Here is a 14,117-nt window from a genome sequence, read left to right on the forward strand (position 1 = left end):
TCCAAGTGCGATCAAAGTATCGCTTCTTGGCGTCCGCTGACGGGGGGCCAGATCAAATGCCCCGTTGTTGAGGTTGATGTTGACGTTGTTATGGCGGGTGCGGGGCGCAGCCCCGCATCGCGTCACCCCGCGCTGCCGCCCAGCGCCTTGAACAGGGTCACGTCGTTGTTCAACTGGCCCTGCCGCACGCGCGCCAGCGACAGCTCGGCATCGCGCCGGGTCTGCTGTGCTTCCAGCCAGGTGCGCAGATCGGTGGCGCCTACCCGATAGCGCACCTCCTGCGCGCGCTCCACTTCCACCGCTTCGTCGTACGAGGCCTGCGAGGCCGCCACCTGGCGCGCCAGCTGTTCGCGCGCAGACAGCGCGTTGTCCACTTCCGAGAGCGCGGTGTACAGCGTCTTGCGGAAGTTGGTCGCCGTGATCTGGTAACTGGTGCCGGCGATATCGGTGTCCAGCTGCGCGCGCTGCAGGTTGAGGAACGGCAGTGACAGGCCGGCGCCCAGGGTGGCCACCGGATTGCGCAGCACGTCGCCCAGCGAGGTTGCACTGGAGCCGAGGCTGCCGGTCAGGCTCAGCGCCGGGTAGTACTGGGTCGCGGTGACCTTGATGGTCTTCAGGCTGTTGCGCAGGCGCAGTTCGGCCGCGCGCAGGTCCGGGCGGCGGCCCAGCAGGTCGGTCGGCAGACCCTCCGCGATCTGCGGGCTGCGCGCGCCCAGCAGATCCTGCGGTTCGTCCTGCTGCGGCCACGGCATGCCGTCCAGCAGCACGGTCAGCGCATTGCGCACCTCCACCCGCTGCTGTTCCAGCGCGCTCTGCGAGGACCGCTGCGACTGCAGGTTCTGCAGTGCCTGGCGCACTTCCAGACGCGACACCGCACCGGCATCGAAGCGCGCCTGCACCAGTTCGCGGGTGCGTTCGAGCCGCTCAAGGTTCGCCTGCCCGGTGGCGATCGACTGGTTGAGATAGGCCAGGTTCCAGTACTGGGTGATGGTGTCGCTGATCACCAGCAGCGCAGTGTTCTGCCGGTCTTCTTCACTGGCCTCGGCTTCCCAGCGGGCGATGTCGCGCTGCGTGCGCAGGCGGCCCCACAGGTCCACTTCCCAGCTCAGTGAAACCCCCGTGGAATAGCTGCGGCGCCAGTCGTCGGCCTGGTCGGTGGCGCGGCTGGCGTTGCCGCTCACGCCGGACGAGGAAGGCTGCGGCCACAGCGCGTTGCTGGCCAGCCCGGCCTGCAGGCGCGAGCGCTGCACGGCCAGGCCGGCGGCGGCAAGGTCGCTGTTGGCGGCCAGCGCGCGGGCGACCAGACGGTCCAGGCGTTCATCGCCGAAGCCGGTCCACCAGGTGTCCTGGCGGATGTCGCGGCCGGGGGTATCCAGGCTGCTGCGCGGGTCGTCGGCTGGTGCATTGAGCGTGGCATCGCCACGCCCGTAGCGGGCCGCCACGTCGGGGTCCTGCACCGGATAGCGACCCACCGAGGCACACGCGGACAGGGCGAGCAGGACAGCGCCGGCCAGCAGCAGGCGCGAGGGAGCGGGGAAGGGTAGTCGGGTCATCATCGTCATTCGCGGGCCAGGGCCTCGACCGGGTCGAGCTGCGCGGCGTTGCGCGCGGGCAGGAAGCCGAACGCCACGCCGATCAGGGTCGAGCAGGCGAACGCGGCAACAATCGAGGCGGTGGAGAACAGCACCTGGAAGTCACTGGCGAAGCGGCCGATCATCGAGCCCAGCAGCAGCGCCAGACCGATGCCGAGCACGCCACCGAGCAGGCACACCAGTACCGCCTCGATCAGGAACTGCTGGCGGATATCACTCTGGCGGGCACCGACGGCCATGCGCACGCCGATCTCGCGGGTGCGTTCGGTCACCGACACCAGCATGATGTTCATCACGCCGATGCCGCCGACCAGCAGCGCGATGGCGGCGATGGCACCGATCAGCAGTGTCATCGTGCGCGTGGTCTGCTCGATGGTGTCGCGGATCTCGGCGCTGTTGCTGAGGAAGAAATCCTCGGTGCCGTGGCGCAGGGTCAGCAGGCGGGTGATGGCTTCCTGCGCGGCGTCCATCGGCGTGCTGTCATCCACGCGCACGGTGATGCTGGAGACATGGCTCTGGCCGAGCATGCGCGACATCACCGTGGTGTACGGCACCCACACGCTGAGGCTGGTACTGCCGCCGAAGCCGAAGCTCTGCCGCTTGGCCACGCCGACCACGCGGGCCGGCACGTTGCCGAGCAGGATCACCTGGCCGATCGGATCGACATCGGGGAAGAACTGGGTCTGGGTGTTCTCATCGATCACCGCCACCTGGCCCAGGCCCTTCACCGCATCGGCATCGAAGAAGCTGCCGCTGAGCAGGGTCACGCCCTTGACCCGGAAGAACTGCTCGCCGACGCCGCTGACCTGGGCGGTGGAGGACTGGTTGCGGTAGCGCGCGGTGACCGAACTGGACACGCTGGGCGTGGCGCTGTCCACATAACTCTGCCGGGACAGGGCATCGGCATCGCTGGCTTTGAGCGTCTGCACGCGTGCCGATCGCATGTCGCCGAAACCACGGCCGGGATAGACGTCGATGGTGTTGGTGCCCAGCGCGCTGATGTTCTGCAGGATCTGCTGCTGTGAGCCGTTGCCCAATGCCACCACCGACACCACCGAGGCGATGCCGATGATGATGCCGAGCATGGTCAGGAAGGTGCGCAGCCGATGCGCGTTCATCGCCAGCAGGGCCATGCGGAACGCTTCGGTGAAGCGGTCGCGGGCGGCGCGCCAGCTGTTGCCATGGGCGACGCCGGTGCTGGCTTCGCGCTGGGCGCGGTAGCTCGGCGCATCCGGGTTGGCGCGGTCGGCGATGATCTCGCCGTCGCGGATCTCGATGATGCGCTGTGCGTGCTCGGCCACGCTCATGTCGTGGGTGACGATGATGATGGTGTGGCCTTCGGCATGCAGCTCGCCGAGGATCGCCATCACTTCCTCGCCGGATTTCGTGTCCAGCGCGCCGGTCGGTTCGTCGGCCAGGATCACCTCGCCGCCGTTCATCAGCGCACGCGCGATCGACACGCGTTGCTGCTGGCCGCCGGACAGCTGGCCCGGCTTGTGGTGCATGCGGTCGCCCAGGCCCAGCCGTTGCAGCAGCTGCTCGGCGCGCGCGTTGCGCACCGGGCCGGGGCTGCCGGCATACACCGCGGGGACTTCCACGTTGCCACGTGCGTCCAGGTCGCCGAGCAGGTGGTAGCGCTGGAAGATGAAGCCGAAATGCTCGCGGCGCAGTTCGGCCAGCTCGTCCGGTTCCATCTGGCCGGTCTCGCGGCCGGCCACCTGGTAGCTGCCGCGGGAGGGACGGTCGAGGCAGCCGAGGATGTTCATCAGCGTCGACTTGCCCGAGCCGGACTGGCCGACGATGGCCACCATCTCGCCGGCGTGGATGTCCACGTTGACGTCGCGCAGTACGGCGATGACATCATCGCCGGCCGGGAATTCGCGTCGCAGGTCGCGCAGGCGCAGCAGCGGCGCCGTCGTGCTCATCGGCGCGGGCCCATGCCCGGGCCGCCGACCCGCATCTGCATGCCACCACGGTTGCCACCGCCGCTGCCGGCTGCAGCGGCACTGGCTTCACCCACCACCACACGCTCGCCTTCCTGCAGGCCGGACAGAATCTCGGCCGAAGCGCCGTTGTTGATGCCGACCTTCACCTTGCGCGGCTGCGGCTGGCCCTTGTCATCCAGCACCCGCACCATGCGCTCGTCGCCGCGCCGCTTTGGCCCCAGCGCCACCGCCGGCACCATCAGCACGTTCCTGGCCTGCTTCAACAGCACCGAAACCTGCGCGGTCATGTCGATGCGCAGCGTGCCGTCCGGGTTTTCCACATCGAACAGCGCGTTGTAGTAGACCGCGCTGCTGGAGCTGGAACTGGACGAACTGCTGGAACTGGAGGAGTTCTCGTTGGCGATCGAGGCCGGCGCCGGATTGATCTGGCGCAGCGTGGCGTGGTACTTGCGGTCCGGGTCACCCAGGGTGGTGAAGTACACCGGCATGCCGGCCTTGATCTTGACCACGTCGGCCTCGGAGATCTCGGCATTGACGGTTACCACGTCCAGCCGGGCCAGCATGACGATGGTCGGCGCGGTCTGGTTGGCGTTCACCGTGCGGCCTTCCTCGGCCACCACCGCCACCACGGTGCCATCCATCGGCGCGGTGATGCGGGTGTAGGCCAGGTTGGCGCGGGCGGTGCCCAGCTCGGTCTGGCGGCCCTTGATCTGCGCCTCGTAGGACTGCAGCTGGGCACGGGCGGTCTTCAGCTGGGCCTCGGCGGCATCGTATTCCTGGCGCGAGGTGGCTTCGGCGGCCAGCATCTGCTGCTGGCGCGCGAATTCCAGTTCGGCCTGGCGCAGGGTGGCCTGCTGCACGGCGCGCTGGGCGGTAACCTGGTCCAGCGAGGCCTGCGCGTTGAGCACCTGGTTCTGCTGGGTGGTGGCGTCGATCTCGGCGATCAGGTCGCCTTCCTTCACCGTATCGCCCAGCTGCACCTTCAGCGACTTGATCTGGCCCGAAGCCTGGGCACCGACGCTGACCAGCTTGTAGGCGTCGATCACGCCGGTGGCGTCCACCGTCTGCTCGATGTCGCCGCGGCTGACCGCAGTGGTCGCCACGGCCGGGCCGGCGGGCTTGCGCAGCAGCCACCAGGCGGCCACGGCAACGATCAGGGCAAGCAGGGCGATCAGTATCAGGCGACCCCGGCGGGTCGCAGGCAGCAGGCGGAACGTCACGTCGTGGCTTCACTCTCGGGGCCGCGCGGGCGGCGTTGGTGGGCATTGTGAAGACCGGGCAGCGGGCCACTCAATCCTCGGGGTATGTCTGTATGTAACACTGTCGGTGAATACGCGTAACCACAGGTATCGCCCCCTTCGGCAGATACACTGGTACGCATTGCCCCGGATGCGGTTCAGCTGCCGACACGGGATGATCGCGCCATGGAGACCGAAAACCCGATGCACCGACTGCTGATCGTCGATGACGACAACGACATCCGCACGCTGCTGGCCGAACAGCTCGGCCGCGCCGGCTACCAGGTGAGCACCGCCGCCGATGGCACCGCCATGCGCCAGCTGCTGGACCGTGAGCATGTGGACCTGATCGTGCTCGACCTCAATCTGCCGCGCGAGGACGGCCTGACCTTGTGCCGCGACCTGCGCGCGCGCTCGAACACGCCGGTGATCATGCTGACCGCGCGCGCCGAGCCGATCGACCGCGTGCTGGGCCTGGAAATGGGCGCCGACGACTACCTGGCCAAGCCGTTCGAGCCGCGCGAGCTGCTGGCGCGCATCCGCAACGTGCTGCGCCGGACCGAGGCGCTGCCGGCCAACCTGGAACCGCTGGCGGTGCGCCGCGCGCGCTTCTCGCGCTGGGTGTTCGACCTGGAGCATCGCCACCTGGTCGATCCGGATGACCGCGTGGTGGTGCTGTCCGGTGCCGAATTCCGCCTGCTGCGGGTGTTCATCGCCCATGCCAACAAGGTGCTGTCGCGTGAGCAGCTGGTCGCGCTCAGCAGTGGCCGCAACTACGAGGCGCAGGACCGGGCGATCGACCTGCAGGTCAGCCGGCTGCGCAACAAGCTCGGTGACGATGGCGGCCCGGACGGCCTGATCAAGACCGTGCGCAACGAAGGCTACGTGCTGGCTTCGTCGGTGAACCTGGAATAAGCCACGATGAATCGCCTGCGCCATTTCCTGTCCTCGATGGTCGGGCGGTTGTTCGTGATCCTGCTGCTGGGCATGAGCGTGGCCGCGATCGGCGCGACCATGCTGGCGACGTCCAAGCGCCAGCAGGAATTCGAGCGGCAGAATCTGAACCGTATTGCCGACCGCTTGCAGGGCTACGTCAACCTGCTCGATGGCAACCCCGAGCTGCGCGAGCGCCTGCTTGAAGTCGGCGGGCCGAGCGTGCGCGCGCTGCAGCCGGGCGCGCGGCTGGGGCGTGCCGACACCGCGTTGATGGAAGTGCTGGAGGACCGGCCCGGCCCGGTGTCGCGTGCGCATGTGCACTTCGCCTCGTTCCGGTCCTGCATTCCCAAGCTGCAGGACCTGTTGCCGCCGCCCAAACCCGGCCATCGCAAGCCACCACGCGAGCGCGATCCTGCGTTCATCCCGCCCAAGTGCCGCGCAGTTGACGTGACGCTCAACGATGGCACGCTGCTGAAGCTGGCGCTGGATTCGCCGGCGGTGGCGCACAACGGCATCCTCGCCGTCGACCCGTGGTTCCTGACCCTGCTGGTGCTGGCGATCGCCGTGCTGGCCTACATCGTGGCGCGCATCGCCAGTGCGCCGCTGCAGGAACTGGCCGCCGCCGCTGAAGACCTGGGCGATGACCTGCAGCGCGACCCGCTGCCATTGCGTGGGCCGCGCGAAGTGCAGCGTGCGGCCGAAGCCTTCAACGCCATGCAGCATCGCCTGCAGCGCCATCTGGCCGAACGCACGCAGATGCTGGCGGCGATCACCCACGATCTGCAGACGCCGCTGACCCGGCTGCGCCTGCGCCTGGAGAATGTGACCGACGAGGCCCTGCGCGAGCGCCTGATCGGCGATCTTGCCGCGATGCAGGCGCTGGTGCGCGAAGGCCTGGAGCTGGCACGCAGCGCCGAGAGCTCCGAGCAGCGCGCCGCGCTGGACCTGGATTCGCTGCTGGAAAGCATCGTCGAAGATACCGCCGAGGGCGGTGGCGACGTGGTGTTCGAAGGCGGCAGCGGCTCGGTGCTGATGCTGCGCCCACTGGCCATGCACCGGCTGTTCTCCAATCTGGTGGACAACGCGGTGATGTACGCGCAGCGGGCGCGGGTGCGCGTGGAGCGCAGCGGCGGCGCGATCACGGTGGTGGTGGCCGACGATGGCCCCGGCCTGGCCGATGAGCAGCTGGAGGCCGTGTTTGATCCATTCGTGCGGGTGGAAACCTCGCGCTCGCGCGAGACCGGCGGCGCCGGCCTGGGCCTGACCATTGCCCGCGCCTTGGCCGAGAAGGACGGGGCGCGACTGTGGCTGCGCAACCGCGCCGAGGGTGGGCTGGAGGCCGTTGTGCAGTGGCCGGCCAGTGCCCAGGTGGTGGCACCCGGGCGCGCCGGCTGAGACGGGCAAGCGGGCAACGGTGACGCCGGGGCCTGGCTTTGCCCTATCATCTGCGTATCTCCCCAGCCTCCCCCCGATGAGCCAGCCCGTTCCCGCCGGCATGCCGCCCCGCGCTGTCCGGCTGTTCCCGCACGCTGCCGTGTCCTGCAGCCGCACCTGGCCACCGCTACTGCGGTGATGGGCGGTCAAGGGGACAACGGGCGCTGGGTGGAGCGCCGCGTAACGGCCGTCAGGCAGGCCCTGCGCCGCGGCCTGTTGTGGCTGCTGCTGGCCATGCTGCTGCCGCTGCCGGTGGCCGCGCAGGAAGGCGCGCCGCCGCTGCGTGACTACGCCATCGACGTATGGACCTCGCGCAACGGCCTGCCGCACAACTCGCTGCGCGACATCGCGCAGACGCCGGAAGGCCACCTGTGGTTCGCCACCTGGGAAGGGCTGGTGCGCTACAACGGCCTGGATTTCACCGTGTTCGACCGCAGCACGCGTCCGGGCCTGCGCGACAACGGCATCGGCGCGCTGTTCGTCGATCGCCAGGGCGGGCTGTGGATCAGCGATTCGCGCGGTAATGTCAGCCATCGTGGCAGCGACGGCCAGTGGCGGGTCTGGGAACACCAGGCCGATACGCCGCAGGTGCTGATCCAGTCGATGCAGATGGACAGCCAGGGCCGCCTGTGGCTGCTGTATGAAGGCAAGGGCATCGGTTACCTGCTTCCCGACCGCGGCATGGTCTACCAGGCGCCAGCGGCCGATCTGCCGATGGCGATGAGCTTCACCAAGCTGGTGGTCGATGCGCAGGACCGGGTCTGGATCGGCACCCTCGACGGCCTGGTGCTGCGCGACAACGACGGCGTGCTCAAGCGCGCGCCGGCGGCGTGGGGGCTGGGTGCCGGCAGCGGCCTGTCGTGGCCGTACCGGGCGCCGGATGGTGCGCTGTGGATCGTCGCCGGCGAGCGCCTGTACCGGGTGGAGGATGACCGGCTGGTGCTGGTGCATCGCCTGCCGGGCCAGCTGCACATGACCGCGATGCTGCAGGATCGCCACGGCGATCTGTGGCTGGGCACCGAGAACCAGGGCCTGCTGCGCATTTCCGCGCACGGGCTGGAACGGCTGCCGGCCGGTCTGAACCTGCCGGGCGGGCGGGTGGTGAGCCTGCGCGAAGATGCCGAGGGCAGCATCTGGGTAGGCGCCAACGGTGGCCTGTACCGCCTGCGCGAAACGCTGTTCAGCAGCTATACCGAGCGCGATGGGCTCAGCGGCGACTATGTGCGCACGGTGTTGGAGGATCGCGACCGCCAGCTGTGGGTCGGCAGTGCCAGTGGCCTTGACCGGCAGACCGCCGACGGTCGTTTCCAGGCGATGCCGCTGCACAACCGTGGTGGCAAGGCGCCCTCGGTGCTGAGCCTGGCGCAGGGGCCGAATGGCGACCTCTGGGTCGGCACCTTTGGCGATGGCGTCTACCGGCTTGGCCGCGATGGCAGCCTGCGCCACAACTACGCCGCCGCCGACGGCATGCCCGGCGGCAACATCCGCGCAATCAGCGTGGATCCGCAGGGCGTTGTCTGGGCCGGCACGCAGAAGGGCGTGGTACGCATCGATGGCGACCGGGTGCAGGTCTCCAACGTGCCGGGCATGCCGGGCGGCCTGATCACGGCGCTGGAGCACGACCATCAGGGTAACCTGTGGATCGGCACCATCGAAGGCATCCGCGTACTGCGCGGCGACCGCGTGCAATCGATCAACCTGGCCCCGCTGGGGGGCGGCCGCAGCGTGTTCGGCTTCCACCAGCTGGGTGATGCGATGTGGATCAGCAGCGACCGCGGTCTGTACCGCTGGCAGAACGGGACGTTGGCACGGGTCGGCCTGGAACAGGGCATGCCGGTGGACGCGGTGTTCCAGCTGGTGCCGGACCGGCTCGGCAATGTGTGGATCAGCAGCAACCGCGGCGTGCTGCGCACCGACATGGCCACGCTCAATGCAGTGGCCGATGGACGCACGCCGCGAGTGGTGGTGGAGCGCTACAACGAGATCGACGGCATGGCCAACGCGCAGGCCAATGGCAGCTCCGGGCCGTCGGCGATCCTGCGCCAGGACGGCACGTTCTGGGTGGTCACCGCCGGCGGCCTGAGCACGGTCGACCCGCAGCGCCTGCAGCGTTTCCGCGAGCGCCCCTCACCACCGGCGGCGATCGAGAGCGTGCAGGTGGACGGCGCGCCGGTGCACTGGGAAGGCCCCGAACGCAACCACATTCCGGGCGGGCGCCGGCTGGCGGTCAGCTACGTCGGCCTGAGCTACCTGATGTCCGACCGGATCCGCTACCGCACGCGGCTCGATGGCCTGGACAGCGGCTGGGTCGAGCGCGGCCCGCAGCGCAGCGTCGAGTTCGTTGGCCTGCCGCCGGGCGACTACACGCTGCATGTGGCGGCGGCACATCCGGGGGGCAGCTGGGGCCAGCAGGAAGCGGTGTGGAGCTTCAGCGTCGAGCCGTTCTGGTGGCAGCGGCGCAGCGTGCAGGCGCTGGGCGGATTGTTGCTGCTGGCCGGCCTGGTGGCGCTGTACCGCCTGCTGCTGCAGCAGCTGAAGGCCAGCAACCTGCGCCTGGCCCGGCGGGTGGACGAGGCGACCTTCGACCTGCAGGCCAAGACCGTGCACCTGCAGGCCCTGAACCAGGAAAAGACCGAGCTGGCCGAGCGCCTGGCGCGGCAGGCCGAAGCGTTTGAGCGCCAGGCCCGCGAGGATGCCCTGACCGGACTGGCCAACCGCCGTGGCTTCGACGAAACGCTGGCCCGCGATTTCGCCCGTTCGCAGCGCAGTGGCCACTCGTTGTGCCTGGTGGTGCTGGACATCGACCACTTCAAGGACGTCAACGACCGGCACAGCCACAGCATCGGTGACGCGGTGCTGGTGCAGGTGGCGGCGGTGATCGGCGCGGCCTGCCGCGCATCGGATCTGCCGGCACGCACCGGTGGCGAAGAGTTCGCGCTGCTGCTCAACGACACCCGGCTGGAAGAGGCCGCACAGCTGTGCGCGCGCCTGCGCGGGTTGTTCCACGATCACCCGGACTGGGCCGGCGTGCCGGGCCTGCGGGTGACCTTCAGTGCCGGCCTGGTGGAACTGGATGCCGACGATCGCACGCCGGCCTTGCTGTACCAGCGCGCCGACCGTGCGCTGTACCGCGCCAAGAGCGACGGGCGGGATCGCACCTGCATCGGGTGAATTCATCCACGCATGGCGTGGATCTACTGGTGTTGCCGTACCAACGGTCGGCAGCTACCACAGCACCGACTCACCACCGAGGTCGGCGACAGCACCCATCGAGCGCAGCGATCCGCTGTTGCTCCCGCTTTTCTGATCTTCCCGTGGCGCCCCGCAACCTGTCGAAGGCCGGGCAGGGTGGGTTCGCGGGGGTATCCGCGCCATGGATGGCGCGGCTAAGCCCCCAGGGACGGGTCCACGGCGTCCCCCGCGAACCCACCTTGTCCGGCCCAACCGATGATTCGCTTCACGCCACGAGGGGCTCCGCCGTTGGCCGCTTCACCGCGGCCAGGCGTTGGCGATGGTGCAGAACAGCCGCGCGGTCTGCTCGGTGTCATACACCGCGCTGTGTGCCTCGTTGGCGTCCCAGCCCAGCCCGGCGGCATGGGCCGCGCGCGCCAGCACCGTCTGCCCGTACGCGATGCCGGCCAGGGTGACCGTGTCGAACACGCTGAACGGATGGAACGGATTGCGCTTGTGGCCGGTGCGTGCCACCGCCGCATTGACGAAGCCCAGGTCGAAATGGGCGTTGTGGCCGACCAGGATCGCGCGCTGGCAGCCGTATTTCTTCATCGCCGCACGCACCGGGGTGAAGATGTGGTCCAGCGCCGCCTTCTCTTCCTTGGCCAGCCGGAACGGATGGTCGAGGATGATGCCGGTCACTTCCAGCGATTTCGGGTCGATCTCCAGGCCCTCGGCCGGCACCACATGGGCACTGGCGGTCTGGCCGGGGTAGAGCAGGCCGTTCTCGTCCATCTCGATCGGCACCGCGGCGATTTCCAGCAGGGCGTTGCGCTGGCTGTCGAAGCCGCCGGTTTCCACGTCCACCACCACCGGCAGGAAGCCGCGGAAGCGCTGGGACATCGCGCGCTGCGCCGGGGATGTTGCGGAATCGGGGGCGGCGGCAGGTGCGGGGGTGGGGTCAGTCATGGGTGAATTCTAGCAGAGCGGCCCCGAGTGCCCGGCCATGCCCAAGCGCCCACGCCGACCAAGGCCGGCGAGCCCGGTAGGTGCCAACCTTGGTTGGCACAACCCGCGCCGACCCAGGTCAGCATCTATCGAACCGCAGGCCGTGCCAGCACGGCGTCCACGCTCAGCTTGCCGGCGCCGGTGAACAGCAGCGGCAGCAGCATCGCCATGAACAGCGCGGGCAGCTTGAAGTTGCCGAAGCCCTGGTCGCTGATCGCATAGCCCATCGCCAGTTCGCCCAGCGTGTCCCATTGCATCGGCCAGTGCACCGCATAGATGGCCACCACGGTCAGCACCAGCAGGCTGGCCGCCGCCAAACGCGTGCCGAAACCGAACAGCAGGCAGGCTGCGCCGACCAGCTCGAACCAGGTCGCCAGCTGCCAGTTCAGTGCCGCGGGTACCTGATCGAAGGGGAACGGGAAGGCGTCCTGCAGGTCGGCAAACCAGTTCTGGCCCTGCAGCTTCTCGCGGCCGGATTCGAAATATTCCCAGGCCAGCAGCAGGCGCAGGCCGAGCGGGGCCAACCAGGGGGCGAGACGGTCCAGCTGGCTGCGCGTGGCAGCCAGGATCGGCAGGTTCATCGGTGGATCTCCGTGGAAGGGGTGTCAGCGCGGTGGAGCAAGCGGGCCGATCACGCCGGCGCGCAGGAACTGCTGCAGCAGCGCGGCACCGGGTTCGGCCAGCGCATCGGCGCCCAGGCCATGGTCGGTGGCGAGCTGCTGGAGGTAGCGATGGCCATCCAGGCCAGGCTGTTCGCCGATCCGGGACAGCAGGTGCACCGCCAGTGGGCTGAGCGCAGCGAACCGCACCTCACCGTCGGGGTCGCGGCGCACCAGCAGGCCGGTCGGTTCGGACGGCAACGCGCTTGGCGCATCCTCGGCACCAAGGCGATGGACCGGCCACCCGTACAGCAGTGGCCAGGCCAGCGGCGAGCGCTGCAGCGGCACCCGCAACGGATCGACATCGCCAGGCGCGGGCAGGGGTTCGGCGGACAACTGGTACAGGGCGGTTTCCACCCACTCGTAGTGGGCCAGTTCGGCCAGCGCCGGATGCGGCAGCGTGGGCTGCGCCTGCAGCCACTGCACGAACTCGGCGGCCAGTTCGGTGAACAACGGTGTCTGGCAGCGGTGGGTGGCGAAGTAGTGGCGCACCAGCGTGTTCCAGGCCGGTTCGCCGAGCAGGCGCATGCAGACCGGGAATCCAGTGCTCAACAGGCCGAGCAGGTTGTTGAACAGCAGGCGCTGATACACCGCCACCCGGCGCGGGTCCAGCCCGGCCGGTGCGGCCACCGCCTGCGGGTCGCGCAGATGCGCGGTGAAGGCGTGCTGCTGTGCGCGCAGCGTGGCGGGAGCCTCAGCCATGTGCCGCTCCCGCGTGCATGGCCTGCAGGCGGCGGATGGTCTGCAGCTCGCCCTGCAGCTCGGCGTAGGGCGGGAAATTGAAATCGCGTTCGAGCAGGGTGGGGCGCGGACCGATGCGCGCATAGGTGCGCGCCAGCAGTGCCCAGACCGGGTCGATCACCGCGCTGCCATGGGTATCGATCTTCAGGTCCGGCGCTTCGTCCAGGTGCCCGGCAACGTGCAGGCAGACGATGCGGTCGGCGGGCAGGCCGGCGATGAAGGCATCGGCATCGTAGCCGTGATTGCAGGCGTTGACATAAACGTTGTTGACGTCCAGCAGCAGGTCGCAGTCGGCTTCGGCGAGCACGGCCGTGGTGAATGCCAGCTCATCCATCGCCGGTTCCGGCGCCAGGTAGTACGACACGTTCTCCACGGCGATGCGGCGACCGAGCAGTTCCTGTACGCGGGCGATGCGCGCGGCGGTGTGGCGCACGGCTTCGTCGGTGAACGGAATCGGCAGCAGGTCGTACAGATGACCTTCGTCGCTGCAGTAGCTCAGGTGTTCGCTGTACAGCGGCACGCGGTGTCTTTCCAGGAACTGGCCGACCTGTTCCAGCAGCTGCGTATCCAGCGCTGCGCTGCCACCCAGTGATAGCGACAGCCCATGGCAGCTCAGTGGATGGCGCTGTGCCAGTTCGGCCAGCGCATCACCGGCCGGGCCGCCAACGTGGATCCAGTTCTCCGGCGCACATTCGAGGAAGTCGAAGTCGCCGGCCGGTGCATCGCGCAGGTCCTGCAGCAGCGCCCGGCGCAGGCCCAACCCCGCGGCCGCCGCGCGAAGCGGCGACCGTGGGTGGACGACGCTGGCGCGGACGTCAGTGCTTGCCACCGCACTTGCCTTCGCCGCACTTGCCTTCGGCTGACTTCTTGTCGCCGGTCTTGGCGGCGGCCGCACCGGCAGCCTTGCCCTTGTCGGCGCCGCACTTGCCTTCGGCGGTCTTGCCGTCGGCGCCACATTTGCCTTCGGCGTGCTTGCTGGCGTCAGCGGCCATCTTGGTGTCGGTGGCCTTGGCGTCGGTGCTGGCCTTGGCCGCCTGACCGGCCACCAGGTAGCCCTGGGCCAGGTCGCTCATGCTCAGGGCCGAGGCACTGGCGGTCATGCCCAGGCCGGCGGCCAGGGCGGTAGCCGTCAGCAGGGACAGGGTCTTGTTGGAACTGCTCATCGGTCGTGCTCCTGGGTGGTGTGGGCAGATGCCCGGGTGGCCGGCAGGAATGCCGGTGGAAGCGATGGTGCAGCGATCCTACTCAACGAATCCTCGCCAAGAACTCAAATTTTCGTGAGGTTTGTTACAGAAGCATCCGGAAGGTCCGCACCGGGCAAGCCCGGCGCCCACGATGCCGGGGGGAATACCCCAAAAAAGAAGGCCGCTGTCAACAGGACAGCGGCCACCT

The 14,117-nt window shown here is 68.9% G+C and carries 11 protein-coding genes; 3 read left to right on the top strand and 8 right to left on the bottom strand.

The annotated features are described in order from the left end of the window. Positions 1–122: 122 nt before the first annotated feature. Genes AC5YGJ_RS19670 through AC5YGJ_RS19680 form a run of 3 tightly spaced genes read right to left on the bottom strand, consistent with a single transcriptional unit; the run spans position 123 to position 4,758 of the window. Positions 123–1,562 (bottom strand): TolC family protein, encoded by a 1,440-nt coding sequence (locus AC5YGJ_RS19670; RefSeq protein WP_496187498.1) that lies wholly within the window; start codon positions 1,560–1,562, stop codon positions 123–125. Continuing rightward, the gene (locus tag AC5YGJ_RS19675; protein WP_249844559.1) at positions 1,559–3,517 is read right to left on the bottom strand and encodes a MacB family efflux pump subunit; all 1,959 of its coding nucleotides are present in this window, start codon (positions 3,515–3,517) and stop codon (positions 1,559–1,561) included. The genes AC5YGJ_RS19670 and AC5YGJ_RS19675 overlap by 4 nt, the downstream gene beginning before the upstream one ends. Further along, positions 3,514–4,758 (bottom strand): efflux RND transporter periplasmic adaptor subunit, encoded by a 1,245-nt coding sequence (locus AC5YGJ_RS19680; RefSeq protein ID WP_249844558.1) that lies wholly within the window; start codon positions 4,756–4,758, stop codon positions 3,514–3,516. The genes AC5YGJ_RS19675 and AC5YGJ_RS19680 overlap by 4 nt, the downstream gene beginning before the upstream one ends. Positions 4,759–4,962: 204 nt before the next feature. On the opposite strand from AC5YGJ_RS19680, the gene AC5YGJ_RS19685 reads away from it, so the two are divergent. The 3 genes from AC5YGJ_RS19685 to AC5YGJ_RS19695 all read left to right on the top strand — a co-directional run bounded on the left by AC5YGJ_RS19685 (position 4,963) and on the right by AC5YGJ_RS19695 (position 10,317). Further along, positions 4,963–5,691: a response regulator gene (locus AC5YGJ_RS19685; protein ID WP_057498358.1), complete on the top strand. Its 729-nt coding sequence runs from the start codon at positions 4,963–4,965 to the stop codon at positions 5,689–5,691. Between the two features lie 6 nt (positions 5,692–5,697). Next, positions 5,698–7,107, top strand: coding sequence for an ATP-binding protein (locus AC5YGJ_RS19690; protein ID WP_249844557.1), 1,410 nt, complete (start codon positions 5,698–5,700; stop codon positions 7,105–7,107). A gap of 177 nt (positions 7,108–7,284) precedes the next feature. Then, entirely contained in the window at positions 7,285–10,317 is a 3,033-nt protein-coding gene (locus AC5YGJ_RS19695; RefSeq protein WP_309339946.1) for a two-component regulator propeller domain-containing protein, read from the top strand. A 318-nt stretch (positions 10,318–10,635) separates the two neighbouring features. Here AC5YGJ_RS19695 and rnt read toward each other — a convergent pair whose 3' ends face one another. The 5 genes from rnt to AC5YGJ_RS19720 all read right to left on the bottom strand — a co-directional run bounded on the left by rnt (position 10,636) and on the right by AC5YGJ_RS19720 (position 13,888). Further along, positions 10,636–11,220, bottom strand: a complete 585-nt coding sequence (rnt, locus tag AC5YGJ_RS19700) for a ribonuclease T (protein ID WP_107230365.1) — start codon at positions 11,218–11,220, stop codon at positions 10,636–10,638. Positions 11,221–11,411: 191 nt separating this feature from the next. Beyond that, complete coding sequence (locus AC5YGJ_RS19705; RefSeq protein WP_496187499.1) at positions 11,412–11,906, bottom strand: HvfX family Cu-binding RiPP maturation protein; 495 nt, start codon at positions 11,904–11,906, stop codon at positions 11,412–11,414. 24 nt (positions 11,907–11,930) lie between these two features. Continuing rightward, positions 11,931–12,686 (bottom strand): HvfC family RiPP maturation protein, encoded by a 756-nt coding sequence (locus AC5YGJ_RS19710; RefSeq protein WP_496187500.1) that lies wholly within the window; start codon positions 12,684–12,686, stop codon positions 11,931–11,933. Further along, positions 12,679–13,554: an HvfB family MNIO-type RiPP peptide maturase gene (locus AC5YGJ_RS19715; protein WP_496187501.1), complete on the bottom strand. Its 876-nt coding sequence runs from the start codon at positions 13,552–13,554 to the stop codon at positions 12,679–12,681. The genes AC5YGJ_RS19710 and AC5YGJ_RS19715 overlap by 8 nt, the downstream gene beginning before the upstream one ends. After that, positions 13,541–13,888, bottom strand: a complete 348-nt coding sequence (locus tag AC5YGJ_RS19720) for an HvfA family oxazolone/thioamide-modified RiPP metallophore (RefSeq protein ID WP_309339942.1) — start codon at positions 13,886–13,888, stop codon at positions 13,541–13,543. Before AC5YGJ_RS19720 ends, AC5YGJ_RS19715 begins: the two co-directional genes overlap by 14 nt. Positions 13,889–14,117: the final 229 nt, after the last annotated feature.

It is taken from the genome of Stenotrophomonas sp. CS3K5, from assembly GCF_059515225.1.

What these genes read in the sequence shown, in the direction of transcription:
- AC5YGJ_RS19720 (WP_309339942.1), bottom strand. Translation starts at nt 13,888, where the DNA reads ATGAGCAGTTCCAACAAGACCCTGTCCCTGCTGACGGCTACCGCCCTG.
- AC5YGJ_RS19690 (WP_249844557.1), top strand. Translation starts at nt 5,698, where the DNA reads ATGAATCGCCTGCGCCATTTCCTGTCCTCGATGGTCGGGCGGTTGTTC.
- AC5YGJ_RS19695 (WP_309339946.1), top strand. Translation starts at nt 7,285, where the DNA reads ATGGGCGGTCAAGGGGACAACGGGCGCTGGGTGGAGCGCCGCGTAACG.
- AC5YGJ_RS19710 (WP_496187500.1), bottom strand. Translation starts at nt 12,686, where the DNA reads ATGGCTGAGGCTCCCGCCACGCTGCGCGCACAGCAGCACGCCTTCACC.
- rnt (WP_107230365.1), bottom strand. Translation starts at nt 11,220, where the DNA reads ATGTCCCAGCGCTTCCGCGGCTTCCTGCCGGTGGTGGTGGACGTGGAA.
- AC5YGJ_RS19675 (WP_249844559.1), bottom strand. Translation starts at nt 3,517, where the DNA reads ATGAGCACGACGGCGCCGCTGCTGCGCCTGCGCGACCTGCGACGCGAA.
- AC5YGJ_RS19685 (WP_057498358.1), top strand. Translation starts at nt 4,963, where the DNA reads ATGGAGACCGAAAACCCGATGCACCGACTGCTGATCGTCGATGACGAC.
- AC5YGJ_RS19705 (WP_496187499.1), bottom strand. Translation starts at nt 11,906, where the DNA reads ATGAACCTGCCGATCCTGGCTGCCACGCGCAGCCAGCTGGACCGTCTC.
- AC5YGJ_RS19670 (WP_496187498.1), bottom strand. Translation starts at nt 1,562, where the DNA reads ATGACGATGATGACCCGACTACCCTTCCCCGCTCCCTCGCGCCTGCTG.